Here is a 17,938-nt window from a genome sequence, read left to right on the forward strand (position 1 = left end):
GCTTTGGTCATGTTTCATTCCGTCGCGTTGCCAGCCGATTGACCCGCGTTATGGTCCCGGCACCTGCAATCCGAGGATGATCCATGCGCCGCACCGGCTCTTTCGTCGCCGCCGCCGCCCTTCTGGCGGCGTCCACCCCCGTCTGGGCCTCCGTCGCGCCCACGCCCGCCGCCCAAACCGCCCCGACAGCTCCGGCTGCGCCCCGCGCCGCGCCGGTCGCCGACCTGCTCGCCGCCGTGGATATTCCCTACACGAAGTTCACCCTGGACAACGGCCTGACCGTGCTGGTCCACGAGGACCACAAGGCCCCGGTCGTCGCCGTTTCGGTCTGGTACAACGTCGGCTCCAAGGACGAGCCGGCGGGTAAGACCGGCTTCGCCCACCTGTTCGAACACCTGATGTTCGGCGGCTCGGAAAATGCGCCCGGCAGCTATTTCACGCCGATGCGAAACATGGGCGCGACCGACATGAACGGGACCACCTATTTCGACCGCACCAACTATTTCGAGACCGTGCCGGTCCCCGCGCTTGAACAGGCCCTGTTCATGGAAAGCGACCGGATGGGCTATATGCTGGGCGCCATCAGCCAGCAGACGCTGGATCTGCAACGCGGTGTCGTCCAGAACGAGAAGCGTCAGGGCGACAACCAGCCCTATGGCCTGAACCAGTACAAGCAGCTGGAGGCCCTGTTCCCCGAAGGCCACCCCTATCGCCACTCGACCATCGGCTCGATGGCCGATCTGGACGCCGCGTCCATGCAGACGGTGCGCGACTGGTTCACCTCCAACTACGGCCCGAACAACGCCGTGTTGGTGCTGGCCGGCGACATCACGCCCGCCAGGGCGCGTGAGCTGACCGACAAATATTTCGGCCCCATCGCGCGCGGTCCCGTCAACAATCCGGCCCAGGCGCCCGTGCCGACCCTGGCCGCGCCGCTGAACGAAACCACCCGCGACCGCGTGTCCAACGCCCAGGTCGAGGTCAGCTGGGCCGTGCCGGGAATGCTGGACGCGGACTCCGTGCCGCTCAGCGTCGCCGCCTCGGTCCTGGGCGGCCTGGCGTCGTCGCGCCTGGACAACGAACTGGTGCGCGGCGAGCAGACGGCCGTTTCGGTCAGCGCCGGCAACAGCGCCTTCCATCGCGTCGGCATCTTCGAGATGAGCGCCATGGTCAAGCCGGGCGAAGACCCGGCCGCCGTCGAGGCGCGGATGCGTGAAATCCTGAACGGCCTGATCGCCGACGGCCCGACCCAGGACGAGATCGACCGCGTCGTCACCCAATATGCGTCGCGCCGCATCCAGGGCCTGGAACAGGTCGGCGGCTTCGGCGGCAAGGCCACGGCGCTGGCCGAGGGCCAGCTCTATGCCGGCGATCCCGACTTCTACAAGAAGCAGCTGGCCGCCTACGCCGCCGTCACGCCGGCCCAGGTCAAGGCCGCCATGCAGAAGTGGCTGACCCGTCCGGCCTATACGCTGACGACCCTGCCGGGCGAGCGCGAGGCCTATCAGGAGGCGGCGGCCGCCCCGTCGGGCGCGAACCACACGCCGGCGCCGGAGATCCAGCGCAAGACGCGCATGGCCCGGCCCGAGATCGGCCAGGTCGCCAACGTCGACTTCCCGGCCGTCGAGCGCACCCGCCTGTCGAACGGGATGGAGGTGATCTACGCCCGTCGCGACGCCACGCCGACGACCCGGATCGCGCTCGACTTCGACGCGGGTCTGGCGGCCGACGACCGCTCCAAACTGGGCCTGCAGACCCTGATGCTGGACCTGATGGACGAGGGCGCCGGCGGCCGGAACGCCACGCAGCTGGCCGAGGCGCAGGAAGCCCTGGGCGCCACCATCACCACCGGCGCCACGATGGACAGTTCGGTGATCCAGCTGTCGGCCCTGACGCCGAACCTTCAGCCGTCGGTGGCGCTGATGGCCGATGTGGTGCGACGCCCGACCTTCGCCCCGGCGGAGCTGGAGCGGCTGCGCGCCAGCCGCCTGTCGCGCATCGCCGCCGAACGCACCCAGCCGGCCGCCCTGGCCAGCCGCGCCCTGCCGGAACTGATCTATGGAACGGCCAGCCCCTACGGCCGTCCGTTCAGCGGCGCGGGCGACGAGGCCAGCGTCAAGGCGATCACCGACGCCGACATCCGCGCCGATCACGCCAAGTGGATTCGCCCCGACAACGCCAAGCTGTTCGTCGTCTCGGACAAGCCGCTGGCCGAGATCACCCCGATTCTGGACGCCGCCTTCGGCCAGTGGGTGCCGCCTGCAGCGGCCAAGCCGGTCAAGGACTTCTCGGCCCCCATCCCGGCCGCAACGCCCAAGATCGTGCTGATCGACCGTCCGCAATCGCCCCAGTCCTACATCATGGGCGGCGAGGTTCTGGGCGTTTCGGGCACGGACGATCTGTTGGTGCTGAACGCGGCCAACAATGTGCTGGGCAACGACTTCCTCTCGCGCATCAACTCGGACCTGCGCGAGACCAAGAGCTGGTCCTACGGCGTCAACGCCTCGGTCAATTCGTTCGCCGGTCGCGTGCCCTATCTGGTCACCGCCCCGGTCCAGGCCGACAAGACCGGCCCGGCCATCGAAGCCCTGAACCAGCAGTTCAACGACTTCCTGTCGGGCGGCAAGGGCGTGACGCCCGAGGAGCTGCAACGCACGATCAACGGCAATACGCGCCGTCTGGCGGGCAGCTACGAGACCTCGTCGGCCGTGCTGGGGGCCATGCGCCAGAACGCCCTCCTGGGTCGTCCCGACGACTATCCCGAGACGGTCGCGGCGCGCACCAACGCCCTGACGGCCGCCCAACTGGACGCCGCCGCCAAGGCCGCCATCGACCCGTCCCGCTTCGTCTGGGTGGTGGTCGGCGACGCCTCGGTGGTCAAGCCGCAGCTGGACGCCCTTGGCATCCCGGTCGAGGTCCGCTCGGCCGCGCCCGCCGCACAATAGGGCGCGGACAGCCGGAAACGACGAAGGCCCGGAGCGCGATCTCCGGGCCTTTTCATTTGTCTATGGCGTCAGGCGGCGGCGACCGATTCAGCGTTTCCCGCGTCAGCGGGCTTTGGCTGTGGCCGGGTTCATCACGACGATCACAACGGATGCACGGCGGGCACGACGAAACCAGACGCCCGTCGTGTGCGTCGTGCGATCGCCGTGCCCGTTGTGATGAAAGACATCTTGCCGCCGCAGGCGGCTGGTCACGCCATGACGGCGGAAGGGTTCAGTCCAGCGTCGCGTCGGTCGTGCGCATGATCTCGGCGCGCAGTTCGGGCAGGCCCAGACCCTTTTCCGACGAGGTCAGTGCGACCACGGGAAAGGCGGCGGGGCGTTTGGAGATGGCCTTCAGCGTGGCCTCCTGCACCTTCTCGCCCTCGCCCTTCTTCAGCTTGTCGGCCTTGGTCAGGACGATCTGATAGCTGACGGCGGCCATGTCCAGGGCGTCCAGCGCCTCGGCGTCCACGTTCTTCAGCCCGTGGCGGCTGTCAATCAGCAGATAGACCCGCTTCAACGTCACCCGCCCGCGCAGATAGTCGCGGCCAAGGTCCTGGAACTTCTTGACCGTGGTCTTGGACGCCTTGGCCCAGCCATAGCCGGGCAGGTCGACCAGACGCATCCGGCCGTCCAGATCGAAGAAGTTGACCTCGCGCGTGCGGCCCGGCTCGTTCGACGCGCGGGCCAGCTTGTGCATCCCCACCAGCCCGTTGATCAGGCTGGACTTGCCCACGTTGGAGCGACCGGCGAAGGCGATTTCGGGCAGGTCGGGATCGGGCAGCTGCTCGATCTTGGCCGCGCCCATGACGAAGGTCGCGGGCCGCGCGAACAGGATGCGCGCGGCCTCGATGTCCTCGGGCGTGAACTCGGTCTCTTCGATCACGCCGGCGATTTCTTGAAGCGGGCGAAGAAGGCGTCGATGGGGTTCTCGGCCTTGTAGCGGTGCATGATGACGTACTGCTGCAGGATGGTCAGGACGTTGGACCAGGCCCAGTAGATCAAAAGGCCCGCCGCGAACGGCGCCATGATGAAGGTGAAGATCAGCGGCATGAACTGGAAAATCTGACGCTGGACCGGATCGGCCGCCGGCGGGTTCATCGCCGTCTGCAGCCACATGGTCAGGCCGTAGGCGATGGCCAGGAGGCCCAGGTGCAGCGGACCGGCCAGCAGGCCGCCGATCAGCGGCGCCGCCGCCGGGTCCCACGGGATCAGGCCGAACAGGTTCCAGATCGACGACGGATCGCGCGCCGACAGGTCGTGGATGAAGCCCAGGAACGGCTGGTGGCGCATTTCGATGGTGACTGTCAGCACCTTGTACAGGGCGTAGAAGACCGGAATCTGCAGCACCAGCGGAAGACAGCCGGCGACCGGATTGATCTTCTCCCGCTGATACAGCGCCATGGTTTCCTGCTGCTGCTTCTGCGGGTCGTCTTTGAACTTCTTCTTGATCTCCTCCATCTTGGGCTGGAGGTTCCGCATCTTGGACATCGAGGCGTAGGCGTTGTTGGCCAGCGGGAACATGACCAGTTTGACGATGACGGTCAGCGCCAGGATGGCCACGCCGAAGCTGCCGACCAGCCCATAGACATTTTCCAGAATCCAGAAGATCGGCCGCGTCAGGAACCAGAACATGCCCCAGTCGATCGCATAGACGAAGCGCGGCAGGTTCAGGCTCTGCTCATAGGATTTCAGCACCTCGGCCCGCTTGACCCCGGCGAACAGGCGCTGGGTCTCGGTCGCGGTTGCGCCCGGCTGGACCGTGCGGGTCGTGCCCAGGAGATTGGCTTCCAGCTGCTGGGCCGCGCCCTCGCCGCGCACGCGGAATTCGGTCTCGACCGCCTCGTTCTGCTGGGGCAGCAGGGCCGCCAGCCAGTATTTGTCGGTGATGCCCAGCCAGCCGCCGGTCGAGGCGTTCTCGATGCGCGGCTCCTTCAGCCAGTCCTTGTACTTCTTCTGCTCGGTCCGGTAGTCGCCCGGCTTGCCGAAGGTGCCGATGGCGCCCTCGTGGACGATGTGGGACGAACCGGCCGCGGGCGGCACGCCCTGGCGCTGGACGCTGCCGTAGGGGGCGATGGTGATGGGCTGCGTCCCCAGGTTCTGGACCGTGTCCTGGATCGAGAAGACGTATTTGTCGTCCACCGACATGACCCGGGTGAAGCGCAGGCCCTGTCCATTGTCCCAGGTCAGGGTGATCGGCGTGGTCGGGGTCAGGGTCGAGCCGTTGGTCAGGCGCCACACCGTGTTCGGTCCCGGCACGCCGCCGGCCACGTTCGGGCCGGTCCAGCCGAACTGGGCGAAATAGGCGTTCTGCATCCCCTGCGGGCGGAACAGCTCCACCGGCTGGGGCTTGTCCTGAACCTCGCGATAGTCGGTCAGGAACAGGTCGTCGATGCGCCCGCCCTGCAGCGACAGCGACCCCTTCAGCGTGCCCGACTGGATCGGCACCCGCGCGGCGCTGCTCAACGCCTGGCTGCGGTCGGTGACGAAGGTCGGTCCCTGCGGGCTCATCGCCGTGCGGGCGGCGTTCTCGGCCGTCTGCGACTGTTCGGCGTGGGCCGCCTGCTGCATGGCCCGCCGCTCGGCCTGCGGGCGCAGGACGGCGAAATAATAGATCCCCATGATCAGGGCCGAGCACACGATGAAGATGATCGTGTTGCGCGTGTTCTCGTTTTTCATGGAATCTGGCGGTCCTGGCCGGAGGGGGCGCGGGCGGGCGAAGGCCGGTCGGCCTTGGGTGTCGCCAGCCTTGTAAGGGTGGATTTCACGTCGTCAAGCAAACGGTCCCACGCGCGCTCCGTCGTGCCCATGCGGGCGATGAAGACATAGTCGCTGCCGGGCACGCCGTGATGGGCCAGCATGGCCCGCGCAGCCTCGCGCAGACGGCGCTTGGCGCGGTTGCGGACCACGGCGCCGCCGATCTTTTTCGTGGCGGTGAAGCCCAGGCCGATGTGCGGCGAACCGTCGCCGCGTTCCAGCCGCTGGATCACCACGGCGCCGCGCGCCTCGGAAACGCCTTTGGCGGCCGCCAGGAACTGGGGCCGCCGCAACAGACGCTTGATCTGTAAAGGGTCGCTCATGCGTCCGAAAGACCGGGACGCGATAAGCCGCTTACGCCGTCAGGCGCTTGCGGCCCTTGGCGCGACGGCGCGCAACGATCTTCTGGCCGTTCTTGGTGGCCATCCGGCTGCGGAAGCCGTGACGGCGCTTGCGCACGAGTCGCGACGGCTGATAGGTCCGCTTCACGGTCGGCTCCTGACGTTAAAAGGTTGGGCGACGGGGCAAGAGGCGTCCGCCGCAGGAAGGGCGGGCGTATAAGTCGCATGATCGCGCGAGTCAACGCTCGGTCGGCAATTCGGGAATGACGGACCTATGGCGAAACGAACGGCGAAGGAGTGGGCCCTGCGGCTGGCGCCGCTCGCGGCCATCGCCGGCCTGGTGGTCGCCTTCTTCGCCCTGGGCTGGAACCGCTATCTGTCGATGGACCTGATCCGCGAACACGGGCTGAACCTTCAGGCCTATGCCCAGGACCACTGGTGGATCGCGCTCGTGGCCTTCGTCGCCGTCTATGCCCTGGCCACCGCCTCGACCATTCCGGGGCCCGTCTTCCTGACCCTGCTGGGCGGGATGATGTTCGGCCCCTATGTCGGCGCCCTGGCCCAGTCGACGGGGGCCACCATAGGGTCGGTCGTCATCTATTATGTCTATCGCACCTCGATCGGTTCGTGGCTGCGCGCCAAGTTCGAGGCCGACGCCGGCTTCATGGACCGGCTGGCCAAGGGAATCGACCGCAACGCCTTCACCACACTGTTCACCCTGCGCGTGATCCCCAGCGTCCCCTTCGTCCTGGTCAACGCCACGGCGGGGATGATGGCGGTGCCGCTGAGGCCCTACGTCATCGCCACCTTCATCGGCCTGTTGCCGTCCACCTTCATCTACACCTGGATCGGATCGCAGCTGGGCGATCTGTTGCGGGCGGGGGTGCGGCCGGACCTGCCGCTGTTGCTGCATCAGTTCTTCTGGCCGCTGATGGGGGTGGTCTTCCTGTCGCTGTTGCTGCCCATCGGCATCAAGCTTTTCCAGATGATCCGCGCGCGGCGGATCGCGGAGAAGCCGGCATGAGCGCCCTGTTCGACCGGATCGCCGCGCGGCTGAACCTGTCGCCCGAACAGGCGGCGACCTGGCGCGAGCGGCTGACGCCCCGCGCGCCGGACGGGCTGTCGGCGCGGCTGCTGCTGCTGACGGTCGCCTTCACCCTGGCGGTCGAGGCCCTGATCATGGGGCCGAACCTGGCGGCTTTCCACGAACGCTGGCTGCGCGACCGGCTGCAGGCCGCCGAACTGGCCTCGGTCGGGGTCGAGGCCCTGCCCTATAGCGCGGTGGAGGACGACACGGCGGCCGAGCTGATGCGGATCGGCGGGGTCCAGGCCGTGGCCCTGACCGAACAGGGGGTGCGGCGCCTGCTGCTGCAGGCCCCCAACCTGCCCCGCGCGCCCGAACTGATCGACCTGCGCCAGCAGGACAGCTGGGCGCGGCTGACCGACCCGTGGCGCACCCTGTTCGGCCACCCCGACCGTTCGCTCCGGGTCCAGGCCAAGCCGCGCTATCGCTCGGGCGACTTCATCGAGATCGTCACCCCGGCCCAGCCGCTGAAGCTGGAGCTGAAGGCCTTTCTGCTGAACAGCCTTCTGGTGTCGCTGCTGGTCTCGGCGACGGCCGGGGCGCTGCTCTACGGCGGTCTGGCGCTTCTGGTGCTGCGCCCGCTGCGGCGCGTGACCCGTTCGATGGAGCGGTTCGCCGCCGATCCCGAAAGCGAGGCCGAGACGCCGTCGGACCGGCACGACGAGATCGGCCGGGTCGAGCGCGAGCTGAGCCGGATGCAGGAGGAGGTGCGCCACTCCCTGCGTTCGCGCGCGCGTCTGGTGGCGCTGGGCGAGGCGGTGGCCAAGATCAACCACGACCTGCGCAATATGCTGACCTCGGCCCAGATGGCGTCGGATCGGCTGGCGTCGTCCGCCGACCCCCAGGTGGCCAAGGCCCTGCCGCGTCTGGAACGGGCCCTGAGCCGCGCCGCCAGCCTGTCGCGCAACGTGCTGGAATACGGCAAGAGCGAGGAGCCGGTGCCGCAGAAGACCCGCGTCGTCCTGACCAAGGCCCTGACCCTGGCGGCCGAGGACGCCGGACTGGACCCCGAGGGCGTGCGACTGGTCAAACAGCTGCCCGCCCGGTTCGCGGTCGAGGCGGACCCGGACCAGCTGTATCGCATCCTGGTCAATCTGATGCGCAACGCCCGTCAGGCCATCGAGGCCGACCCCGGTCGCCCGCCGGAGCGGCGCGGCCGAGGCGCCATCACCGTCAGCGCCTTCGGCGACGACGGCTTCTGCGTGATCCGCATCGCCGACGACGGGCCGGGCATTCCGCCGCGTCTGGCCGAACGCCTGTTCGAACCCTTCGTCAGCTCCAAGACCTCGGACGGGACCGGCCTGGGCCTGACCATCTCGCGCGAGCTGGCGGCCCTGCACGGCGGCGATCTGCGGCTGGTCGAAGCGGAGGGGGCCGGCGCGGTCTTCGAGCTGCGCCTGCCGTCCTGAAGGCGGTCGGCGCCTATTCCAGTCCGTCGTCTGACACGACGAAGGCGCGGTTCTCGGCCTTGGCCTGGGCGGCCAGTTCGTCCTGCACCAGATGCCAGCGCCGCAGCCGCTCATAGTCGATGGCGTGTTCGGGCGAGGCGTCCAGCCAGTGACGGAAATCCTCGATCTGCAACCGCGCATCGGCCGCCGACGTATCCGGCAGGGCCGGCACATTGGGCAGCAGGCGCGCGACTTCGGCGGGAATGGGGAAGTCGCCGGACGAGGTGCTGAGGATCATGCGTCGTCTCTGATCGAAGGTCGGGAAGGCTCTGGCGGGACCATGCCGCGAAGCGGGGGGACGCGCCACCTTTTCATGCGTGCGGCGTTGTCCCATCGGACGAGATATGGCCAAGCTGCCGGGAGCAATGGCCCTTCTATACGGAGACGATCGATGACCCTTCGCCCTTCGCTGATGGTTCTGGCCCTGGCCGTCGCGGCGTCGCCCGCATTGGCCCAGACAGCGTCTCAGACCCAGCCCTATGTCGGCCCGGACGCCTATCGCGACCAGCGCCCCCTGCCCGATCCGGCGGATCGCGAGGCCCTGCTGAAGGCGCGCGGCGAGGCCTATCACCGCGCGGGCGACGACAAACAGACCGAAGAGGAGCTGCGCGCCACCCGCGCCCTGAACGACGAGATCGCGGCCCGGAACGCCCTGGCCGACAAGACCGAAGCCGAGGCGCGGCTGGAATACGACGCCGCCGTGGCCCGTCGCGACATCGCCGTCCGTCAGGCCGAGGAACAGGCGCGCGCCGCCGCCGAGGCCACCCGCGCGGCCCAGGAGCAGTACGACCGCGACTACGCCGCCTGGCGCGAACAGGTGCGTCTGTGCCAGTCGGGCGTGCGTTCGGCCTGCGGCACGCCGGTCGGACCGGCGCGCTAGGGCCTGAGCGTCAGCCCGCGACCAGGCTCATGTCGCGACGGGCCATCATGCGGTCGAACTCGGTCCAGACGCCGTCGGCGCCGTGCCAGTTTCCTTGCGTCGCCGCCTTGGAATATTCGGTGGCGCGGGCCTCGAAGAAGTTGGCGTGTTCGACGCCCGACAGCAGCGACTGCAGCCACGGCAGGGGGTTTTCCTTCACGCCATAGACTTCCGGCAGCTTCAGCTGGCGCAGGCGCCAGTCGGCGATGAAGCGGATGTACTGTTTGATGTCCTCGGGGGTCATGCCCTGGACCGAACCCATTTCGAAGGCCAGGTCGATGAACTTGTCCTCCATGTTCACCACCGTCTTGCAGCAGTCGACGATGTCGTCGGCCACCGAGGGGGTCACTGCGCCCGTCTCCTTGTTGAAGGCGTGGTACAGTTTGATGATGCCCTCGCAGTGCAGGCTCTCGTCACGCACCGACCAGGACACGATCTGGCCCATGCCCTTCATCTTGTTCTGGCGCGGGAAGTTCATCAGCATGGCGAAGGAGGCGAACAGCTGAACCCCTTCGGAGAAGCCGCCGAACATGGCCAGGGTCCGGCAGATGTCGGCGTCTGAATCGACCCCGAACTGACCCATATAGTCGTGCTTGTCCCGCATGGCCTCGTATTCCATGAAGGCGCCGAACTCGCTTTCGGGCATGCCGATGGTTTCGAGCAGCAGGGCGTAGGCCGCGATATGGATCGTCTCCATATTGGCGAAGGCGGCCAGCATCATCTTCACCTCGGTCGGTTTGAACACCCGGCCGTAGCGTTCCATGTAGTTGTCCTGAACCTCGATGTCCGCCTGGGTGAAGAAGCGGAAGATCTGGGTCAGCAGATTGCGTTCGCCGTCGTTCAGCGTCGAGGCCCAGTCCTTGACGTCCTCGCCCAGGGGCACCTCTTCGGGCATCCAGTGGACCTGCTGCTGCTTCTTCCACATGTCGAACGCCCACGGATAGCGGAAGGGCTTGTAGGCGACGGACGGGGTCAGAAGACCGGCGCGTTCCGGGAGGATGATCGAGGCGGGAGCGTTCATCGAACTGGACCTGAGAGCGATTCCAAAGACGCATTCACCATGCGTCCGCCCGCCCCCGGCGCCAAGCCGAAATCGCTCTATTTTGCGGTCGAAATTGTCCTACCCGCTACATCTAGTGGATTTGGCGCGAGATTCCTGGGGAGGAGGCTGGGGACGAAATTCGGGCGGCCCGATCGGACGCCGCCCTGACGCGCAAGGGCCGGGCGATCCCGATGTCGTCGCCACAGGGAATGGGCCGGAACCGGGACCGGGGGTCGTCGTTCCCCTGCCTTCGCCAGGAGGGTGCAGCCGATGTCCGACGTGATCGCCGAACCGACGTTCGAACCGCCCGCCGACGCCCTGGCCTTCTACGAGGAAAGCCTGCGCCTGCTGAAGGAGAGCGGCATCCCCTTCCTGCTGTCAGGCACCTATGCGGTCACGGCCTATACCGGCATCCGCCGCCCGACCAAGGATCTGGACGTCTTCTGCAAGCCCGGCGACTACCCCCGCATCCTGGCCTTCTTCCAGAAGCACGGCTATCGCACCGATGTCGAGGACGAGCGGTGGATCGCCAAGGTCTGGAAGGACGAGACCCATTTCTTCGACGTGATCTTCGCCATGTCCAACGGCACGATCGCCGTGTCCGACAGCTGGTTCGGCGAGGACCGGATCACCGTCTATGGCCATCAGGTGCAGATCACCCCGCCCACGGCCCTGATCCTGTCCAAGGTCTTCATCCAGGACCGCTATCGCTATGACGGCGCGGACGTGAACCACGTCATCCTGAAACAGTCCGACGCCATCGACTGGAAGAGCCTGCTGGACCAGATGGACCTGTATTGGGAGGTGCTGGCGGCGCATCTGCTGAACTTCCGCTTCGCCTATCCGACCGAACGAGACCGGATTCCGCGCTGGCTGATGGAAGAGCTGGTCGCCCGCCTGACGGCCCAGGTCGACCTGCCGGCGCCGCGCGTGAGGGTGTGTCGTGGCCGGCTGTTCAGCCCGCGAGACTATGTCGCCGACGTCGCCGAATGGGGCTTTGGCGACGTGGTCGGCAAGGGGCTGGAGGAACGCCACGATCCCGTCAACCTGGGCCACTGAAAGGACCGGCCGCATGACAGACGCCACCGCCCCCCAGACGCCCCAGCCCGGCCTTGAGCCCGGCCCTGCGCGCAAGATGCGCGTCGCCGCCGTCGGCGATCTGCATGTCGGCGAGACCAGCGAACGCCCCTATCGAGACCTGTTCGAACGGGTGTCGGATGACGCCAACGTCCTGTGCCTGTGCGGCGACCTGACCAACTACGGCAAGACGCCGGAGGTGGAGCGGCTGCTGGAGGACCTGAAGCTCTGCACCATCCCCATGGTCGGCGTCCTCGGCAATCACGAACATGAGTGCGGCCAGCCGCAGGAGGTCGAGCGTATGCTGACCGACGCGGGGGTCAGGATGCTGAACGGCGAGGCCTATGAGATCGACGGCGTGGGCTTCGCCGGCGGCAAGGGATTCGTCGGCGGCTTCGGCCGCTATATGCTCTCCTCGTTCGGCGAGGCCTCGATCAAGCGGTTCGTGCAGGAGGCGGTCGAGGACGCCAATCTGCTCGAAAACTCGATCCGAAAGCTGCGCACAGAACGCTCGGTGGTGCTGCTGCACTATGCGCCGGTGGTCGAGACGGTGACGGGCGAGCCGCCCGAGATTCACGCCTTCCTGGGCTCGTCGCGTCTGGCGGAGACCATCGACCGCTACGACAACGTCAGCCTGGTGGTCCACGGCCACGCCCATCGCGGCGGGCCGGAAGGGCGGACCAACCGGGGCGTCCCGGTCTATAATGTCGCCCTGCCGGTGCTGAAAACCCTGGGCGACACGCCCTATAGGGTCTTTGAAATCTGAACCTTATGGTTCAGGGTGAGGGGTCCGGGCCTGACGTCAGGCCCCCTGCGGCCCAAGGCGGCCCCACCCGGAGTTTCCCCCATGCGTCTTCTGTCCTGCACCGCCGTCGCGGCGGCCCTGGTCCTGAGCGGACCCGCCCTGGCCGTCGCCCAGACCCCGGCGACCCAGACCCCGGCGGCCCCGGCCCCGGCCGCACCGGCCGCCCAGCCGGCGCCGGCCCAGTCCCGCGCCGAAACCCCCGAGGAAAAGGCGTTCGAAGCCAAGGCCGAGGCGTTCCAGACGGCGATGGAGACCATGGCCTCCGAAATGCAGACCGCCGGCGCCCAGGCCGACAAGGCCAAGGCCAAGACCGATCTGGACGCCCTGCAGGCCCGCTATCAGGGTCAGGCCGACACCTTCGCCACCGAGCTTGAGACCTTCGCGGTCGCCCAGGGCGCCCCGGCCGACCAGATGGCCGTCGCCGCGACCCAGATCAAATCCATCCCGGCCATGGTGCGGTCCAAGGTGGAACAGGCCGCCGCCGCGCCCGCCCCGGCCCAGCCGCAGTAGGCGACGGCGCCTTACCGCGATTTCACTTGAGGCGGGGCGGTCGAGAGAAGAGTTTGCACGGGTCATTCCAAGGGAGCTGTCCCATGATCCGTCTTCTCGGCCTCGGGGCCGCCCTGCCTCTGGCCGTGCTGGCCCTCGCCTCGCCCGCCGCCGCCCTGGCGCAGGACACGTCGCCCACCCCCGCCGAGGCCCGTTTGGAAGCCGCCTCCACCGCCTTCGAGGCGCGGATGGAAGAGTTCGGCAAGCGCGCCGAGGCCCTGTCCGAAGATCCCCGTCTGAGCGAGGCGGAGCGCGGCAGCCGGATCGCCGCCCTGTGGGGCGAATACGCCCCCGACGTGGCCGCCTTCACCGCCGAGACGACCAGGCACGCCGGCGAAATGGCGGCCGAGGCGCTGAAGGACATCGACGTCGACGCCCTGGTGGCGAACGCCATGAACGACCCCGAGGTCAAACAGGCCATCGAAGACGGCGCCCATTACGGCTCCGTCGTCGGAACCGGCATCGCGCAGAACGGCGCCTGGTCCAATCCCGATCCCGAGCAGATGGTCACTTACGGCCTCATCGCCCAGTATGCGCTGGACCAGGCGGCGGATGTCGTCACCGTCGACACCCAGGAAGCGCCGGCGGCCCCGGCGCCGCCCGAGCCTGCGGCCCCGCCCGCAACGCCCCGGCGTCCGGGCGCCTGACCCCCATGGCTTGACCGCGGCGGGCGGAGCGGCGACATCGCGTCGCATGTCCGCCCTGCCCGTCGATCCGCACCTCTATTCGACCTTCCTGGGCGTCATGGCGGTGATGGCCGTCACGCCCGGCCCGGCCAATCTGTTCGCCGTGGCGACCGGGGTGGAGAAGGGTCGCGCCTCGGCCCTGGTCGGGGTGCTGGGCATGAATGCGGCGACCCTGGTGTGGTTCGGCGCGGCGGCGCTGGGCCTGGGCGCCCTGGTCAAGGCCTTTCCCGCCGCCTTCAAGGTCGTCGCCGTCCTGGGCGCCCTCTATGTCGCCTGGCTGGGGATCAAGGCCCTGCGCGGCGCCTTCGCCACCGCCGCCCAGCCCGACCATGTCGTGGTTCGCCGGGGCCGCAGCGCCCTGATCGACGGTTTCGCGGTCCAGATCGCCAACCCCAAGGCCATCCTGTTCTTCACCGCCGTCCTGCCGCCGTTCGTGGACGTCAGCCGGCCGGTCGCGCCGCAGATGGCCCTGTTCGCCGTCGCCGTCATCGGCATGGATATGATGTCGATGAGCGCCTACGCCCTGTCCGGCGCGGCCCTGTCGCGGCGGATGCAGCAGCCGCGTTTTCGCAAGGGGTTCGGCGTCTTCGTCGGCGGGCTTCTGATGACGGCGGCGGTCCTGATCGTCGCAAGGCTCTAGACGCCGCCCCGCTTCGTCCTAGATTGAGGGACGAACGCCGCCGTTCATGCTCCGTTCAGCCGTCAGCGCGCCCGAATGGGCGATCAAGGAGTTTGATGTCATGAAAGCCCTACCTTTGAAGACCCTGGCGATGACGGTGGCGGCGGGGCTGGCCCTTGCGGCCTGCGCCACCGCGACGCCGTACCAGCCCGCCGGCCTGAACGGCCAGCGCGGCGGCTATGCCGAACAGCGGCTGGAGAACAACCGTTTCCGCGTCAGCTTCGCCGGCAATTCCGTCACCTCGCGCGATCAGGTCGAGATGGGCCTGCTGCTGCGCTCGGCCGAGCTGACGGCCGAAAGCGGCTATGACTGGTTCGCCACCGTCAATCGCGCCACGGATCGCGACACCCGCTACGTCGCCACGCCCGATCCGTTCTACTCGCGCTACAACAGCTTCTATGGCCCCTACTGGGGTCCGTCGTGGCGCTACTATCGCAGCGGTTTCTGGAGCCCGTGGGACCGTTGGGGCTGGGGCGCCAGCGACTTCGACGTGCGTCAGGTCGATCGCTTCGAGGCCAACGCCGAAATCGTCATGGGCCGGGGCGCCAAACCCGCCAACGACCCCAATGCGTTCGATGCGCGCGAGGTGATCCAGAACCTGGGCCCGCAGGTCACGCGCCCGACCTCGTAAGCGACCGGTTTCACCGCCTGACGCTTTAAGCCCTCTCCCGGTGGGAGAGGGCTTTCGTCTATCCGACCCGCGGCGACTTCAACCGGCGCTTGTTGGAGTGGGTCGCCGGCGCGGCGCCCAGGTTTTCCGGCACCTCGCCCTTGAAGTAATAGCGCTGCCACGCCTCCTTGGCCGCGTCGGGATCGCCGCCGGCCAGACGCTGGTTGAAGTCGGTGCGCGCGCGGTTCCAGGCCTCGAACTGACCCTTCATCACCGGGTTGGATTCCAGCGTGCGGATGATCGGCTGGAACTGTTCGACCTTCTTGTGTTCGATCAGATTGATGAAGCAGAAGGGCTCGCCCTTCTCGAAGGTGATCCGGCCCGGCCGGGTGAAGATCCAGTTCATCGTGAAGGGGAAGGGCAGCCAGTCGGTCTCGATCAGGCCGACCAGCGGCTGGATGCCGTCCTTCACATGGTTGGGCGAGCCCGAACACATCATCCCCCAGCCCGGCGGCGTGCGGAACAGATACTGGGGATGCATGGTCATGACCCCGCGCGAGAAGTGCGAAGTGACGAAATGGTCCAGATCGTGCTGGGGCCGATCCGGCGTGATGACGATGTCTTCCTGACGCGGGCCGCCGTTCCACTCGGCCGAAAAGCCGAACGGGCACAGGATTTCCCACCCCGTGGTATTGGCCATGTTCAGCGGCAGGCAGCGATAGGGGTGGCGGCTGATGAAGGCGTCCATCCAGTTGCGCGACTGGCGGCCGGGCACCAGATCCGGCGGCCGGGCCGTCATCGGATAGCATTCCAGTTCCAGCGGGCGCGTCTGCACGGTATCGACCATGACCCTGTCCTAACGCCCCAAATCCAATGGCTCAACCATGACGACCGAACCCGCCTTCGACCGCGAAACCTTGACTGACTGGCTGAAGGCGAACGGCGTGGCCCACACGACCCACGACCACCGGGCCGTCTTCCGCGTCGAGGAGGGCCTGGACCTCAAGGCCGACCTGCCCGGCGCCCACACCAAGAACCTGTTCCTCAAGGATCACAAGGGCCGGCTGTGGCTGATCTCGGCGCGTCAGGACACGGTGATCGACCTGAAGCGCGCGACCGGCGTCATGGGCTCTGGCCGACTGTCGTTCGGCAACGAGACCCTGATGTGGGAGACGCTGGGCGTCCGCCCAGGCTCGGTCACGGCGCTCGGCCTGATCAACGACACCGACCGCCGCGTGACCTTCGTGCTGGACCAGCGCCTGTGGGATGCCGACATCGTCAACTTCCATCCCCTGACCAATACGGCGACCACCGCGCTGGATCAGGCGGCTTTCCGGCGAGTGCTGGAACTGCTGGGGCGGGAGCCGGTGGTGGTGGACTTCGGGGCGTTGGACTGATCGAAAACGCTGTTGGCGCGCCCCACCTGCATTTGCGATGTCAGCCTTGAGCCGTGAAGCTCATGACGTGGTTCGACCCGTTGCGGACCTTTGGAAGCTGAAAGATCATTGGCGAATGAAATTACCGATCACGCCGAGCGTTGCGACACCGCAGTTCCGAACAGCATTGTTGCGGACGCTCAAAAATGACTTCCCCAGCTGCGAGCCTCACATTCAGGCGGCGACGGGAGAACGTCTGGCATTCCAGCTTTTTGACGCTGACGGAAATGCTCGGAGCCGATTGGTGACCATCAACCGGCATATGGCTGACACGCTGACACGATCAGCGTTGTCTCGGATGATCCAGAACGCAGGCACAACTGAGACCGGCTTCCCGAAAGAGCTTGGCGTTAGCTGACCAAGGACCGCTAAGCGCCCGTATCAGAAGCACCCAACCTCAGCTTGACGATCAGCGCCGCCGCCCCATCTCGTAACCGACGGTCGATGCATCGGACGAGCGGCGGGGGGATTTCGCACTATTCAGACGATTCAGACGGTGTTTTTCGCAGCGGCCGTCTGAAATCCCGGCGCGACCAAATCGCCGCTTGATGCGGGCGCATCCCGACGCCATCTGAACCGTTGAACCTGACCGATCTCTGCGCGGACCTCGCCATGACCCTGCTCGACCCGACCCTGACCCCCGACGCCGGCGACCTGATCAAGGAGGGCACGGACGCCTCCTTCATGACCGACGTGATCGAGGCGTCGAAGCATCAGCCGGTCATCGTCGATTTCTGGGCGACCTGGTGCGGGCCGTGCCGGACGCTGGGGCCGGCGCTGGAGAAGGCCGTGCGCGCCGCCAAGGGGGCGGTGAAGATGGTCAAGATCGATGTGGACGCCAACCCGGCCTATGCGGGCCAACTGCGCGTGCAGTCGATCCCGACCGTCTATGCCTTCGTCAACGGCCAGCCGGTCGACGGTTTCCAGGGCGCCGTTCCCGACAGCCAGATCAAGGCGTTCATCGACAAGCTGACGGGCGGTCAGGGCGGGTCGACCGAAACCGCGCAACTGCTGGAACTGGGCGAGGAATCGCTGGGCCTGAACGATTTCGGCGGCGCGGCCCAGGCCTTCGCCCACGTCCTGTCGATCGAGCCCGAGAACGAAAAGGCCATCGCCGGCATGGCGCGGGTCTATCTGGCGGGCGGCGACCCCGAACAGGCGGCCCAGACCATCGCCATGGCCCCGCAGGACTCCAAGGAGCCTGCGGTCCAGAGCGTGCGCGCCCAGTTGGCCCTGGCGTCCAAAGCGCCCTCCGGCGCGACCGCCGAGCTTGAAGCCAGGGTCGCGGCCGATCCCGACGACCATCAGGCCCGTTTCGACCTGGCCGAGGCGCAAAGCGCGGCCGGCGACTTCAAGGGCGCGGTCGACAATCTGCTGGCCATCGTCAAGGCCGACCGCGAATGGAACGAGCAGGCGGCGCGCAAACAGCTGCTGGTCATCTTCGAGGCGGCCGGCCTGACCTCCGACGTGTCCAAGGACGGCCGGCGTCGCCTGTCGTCCATCCTGTTTTCGTAAACGAAT

The 17,938-nt window shown here is 67.4% G+C and carries 20 protein-coding genes; 13 read left to right on the forward strand and 7 right to left on the reverse strand.

What is annotated here, in order from left to right; translation table 11 throughout:
- Positions 1-83 precede the first annotated feature (83 nt).
- Positions 84-2,945: a pitrilysin family protein gene (locus SH203_RS10935; protein WP_087120960.1), complete on the forward strand. Its 2,862-nt coding sequence runs from the start codon at positions 84-86 to the stop codon at positions 2,943-2,945.
- Positions 2,946-3,216: 271 nt separating this feature from the next.
- Here SH203_RS10935 and yihA read toward each other — a convergent pair whose 3' ends face one another.
- The 4 genes from yihA to rpmH are packed head-to-tail and all read right to left on the reverse strand — an operon-like array spanning position 3,217 to position 6,230.
- Complete coding sequence (yihA, locus tag SH203_RS10940; protein WP_087120961.1) at positions 3,217-3,870, reverse strand: ribosome biogenesis GTP-binding protein YihA/YsxC; 654 nt, start codon at positions 3,868-3,870, stop codon at positions 3,217-3,219.
- Positions 3,867-5,663: a membrane protein insertase YidC gene (gene yidC / locus SH203_RS10945; protein WP_087120962.1), complete on the reverse strand. Its 1,797-nt coding sequence runs from the start codon at positions 5,661-5,663 to the stop codon at positions 3,867-3,869. Before yidC ends, yihA begins: the two co-directional genes overlap by 4 nt.
- The gene (gene rnpA / locus SH203_RS10950) at positions 5,660-6,064 is read right to left on the reverse strand and encodes a ribonuclease P protein component (RefSeq protein WP_087120963.1); all 405 of its coding nucleotides are present in this window, start codon (positions 6,062-6,064) and stop codon (positions 5,660-5,662) included. Before rnpA ends, yidC begins: the two co-directional genes overlap by 4 nt.
- 31 nt (positions 6,065-6,095) lie before the next feature.
- Entirely contained in the window at positions 6,096-6,230 is a 135-nt protein-coding gene (gene rpmH, locus SH203_RS10955) for a 50S ribosomal protein L34 (protein ID WP_003164000.1), read from the reverse strand.
- Between the two features lie 126 nt (positions 6,231-6,356).
- Here rpmH and SH203_RS10960 point away from each other — a divergent pair, with 126 nt between their 5' ends.
- Positions 6,357-7,106 carry a TVP38/TMEM64 family protein gene (locus SH203_RS10960; RefSeq protein ID WP_087120964.1) on the forward strand — a complete coding sequence of 250 codons (750 nt, stop codon included), beginning with the start codon at positions 6,357-6,359 and terminating at the stop codon, positions 7,104-7,106.
- A complete protein-coding gene (locus tag SH203_RS10965) occupies positions 7,103-8,575 on the forward strand; it encodes a sensor histidine kinase (RefSeq protein WP_087120965.1) in 1,473 nt (490 codons plus the stop codon). The genes SH203_RS10960 and SH203_RS10965 overlap by 4 nt, the downstream gene beginning before the upstream one ends.
- 13 nt (positions 8,576-8,588) lie before the next feature.
- On the opposite strand, the gene SH203_RS10970 is transcribed toward SH203_RS10965, so the two are convergent.
- Complete coding sequence (locus SH203_RS10970) at positions 8,589-8,852, reverse strand: hypothetical protein (protein ID WP_087120966.1); 264 nt, start codon at positions 8,850-8,852, stop codon at positions 8,589-8,591.
- Between the two features lie 153 nt (positions 8,853-9,005).
- Between SH203_RS10970 and SH203_RS10975 the strand changes: the two genes are divergently transcribed.
- A complete protein-coding gene (locus SH203_RS10975; protein WP_087120967.1) occupies positions 9,006-9,494 on the forward strand; it encodes a hypothetical protein in 489 nt (162 codons plus the stop codon).
- 10 nt (positions 9,495-9,504) lie between these two features.
- Here SH203_RS10975 and SH203_RS10980 read toward each other — a convergent pair whose 3' ends face one another.
- On the reverse strand, positions 9,505-10,554 hold the full coding sequence (locus SH203_RS10980) for a ribonucleotide-diphosphate reductase subunit beta (protein ID WP_087120968.1): 1,050 nt from the start codon (positions 10,552-10,554) through the stop codon (positions 9,505-9,507).
- 291 nt (positions 10,555-10,845) lie between these two features.
- On the opposite strand from SH203_RS10980, the gene SH203_RS10985 reads away from it, so the two are divergent.
- The 6 genes from SH203_RS10985 to SH203_RS11010 all read left to right on the forward strand — a co-directional run bounded on the left by SH203_RS10985 (position 10,846) and on the right by SH203_RS11010 (position 15,002).
- Positions 10,846-11,634, forward strand: a complete 789-nt coding sequence (locus SH203_RS10985; RefSeq protein WP_087120969.1) for a nucleotidyltransferase family protein — start codon at positions 10,846-10,848, stop codon at positions 11,632-11,634.
- Between the two features lie 13 nt (positions 11,635-11,647).
- Positions 11,648-12,418, forward strand: a complete 771-nt coding sequence (locus SH203_RS10990) for a metallophosphoesterase (RefSeq protein ID WP_087120970.1) — start codon at positions 11,648-11,650, stop codon at positions 12,416-12,418.
- A gap of 81 nt (positions 12,419-12,499) precedes the next feature.
- Complete coding sequence (locus SH203_RS10995) at positions 12,500-12,967, forward strand: hypothetical protein (RefSeq protein WP_087120971.1); 468 nt, start codon at positions 12,500-12,502, stop codon at positions 12,965-12,967.
- A gap of 83 nt (positions 12,968-13,050) precedes the next feature.
- Positions 13,051-13,653, forward strand: a complete 603-nt coding sequence (locus tag SH203_RS11000; protein ID WP_087120972.1) for a hypothetical protein — start codon at positions 13,051-13,053, stop codon at positions 13,651-13,653.
- A 46-nt stretch (positions 13,654-13,699) separates the two neighbouring features.
- Positions 13,700-14,332: a LysE family translocator gene (locus SH203_RS11005; protein WP_087120973.1), complete on the forward strand. Its 633-nt coding sequence runs from the start codon at positions 13,700-13,702 to the stop codon at positions 14,330-14,332.
- Positions 14,333-14,432: 100 nt separating this feature from the next.
- On the forward strand, positions 14,433-15,002 hold the full coding sequence (locus SH203_RS11010; RefSeq protein WP_087121016.1) for a hypothetical protein: 570 nt from the start codon (positions 14,433-14,435) through the stop codon (positions 15,000-15,002).
- 58 nt (positions 15,003-15,060) lie between these two features.
- Here SH203_RS11010 and SH203_RS11015 read toward each other — a convergent pair whose 3' ends face one another.
- A complete protein-coding gene (locus SH203_RS11015) occupies positions 15,061-15,828 on the reverse strand; it encodes a DUF6065 family protein (RefSeq protein ID WP_087120974.1) in 768 nt (255 codons plus the stop codon).
- 37 nt (positions 15,829-15,865) lie between these two features.
- Here SH203_RS11015 and SH203_RS11020 point away from each other — a divergent pair, with 37 nt between their 5' ends.
- The 3 genes from SH203_RS11020 (at position 15,866) to trxA (ending at position 17,932) form a co-directional block, all read left to right on the forward strand.
- Complete coding sequence (locus SH203_RS11020) at positions 15,866-16,378, forward strand: prolyl-tRNA synthetase associated domain-containing protein (RefSeq protein WP_087120975.1); 513 nt, start codon at positions 15,866-15,868, stop codon at positions 16,376-16,378.
- A 115-nt stretch (positions 16,379-16,493) separates the two neighbouring features.
- Positions 16,494-16,775, forward strand: a complete 282-nt coding sequence (locus SH203_RS15340; RefSeq protein WP_143275722.1) for a hypothetical protein — start codon at positions 16,494-16,496, stop codon at positions 16,773-16,775.
- A gap of 254 nt (positions 16,776-17,029) precedes the next feature.
- Entirely contained in the window at positions 17,030-17,932 is a 903-nt protein-coding gene (gene trxA, locus SH203_RS11025) for a thioredoxin (protein ID WP_087121017.1), read from the forward strand.
- Positions 17,933-17,938 lie beyond the last annotated feature (6 nt).

Source organism: Brevundimonas sp. SH203 (assembly GCF_002157625.1).
Taxonomy (GTDB): domain Bacteria; phylum Pseudomonadota; class Alphaproteobacteria; order Caulobacterales; family Caulobacteraceae; genus Brevundimonas.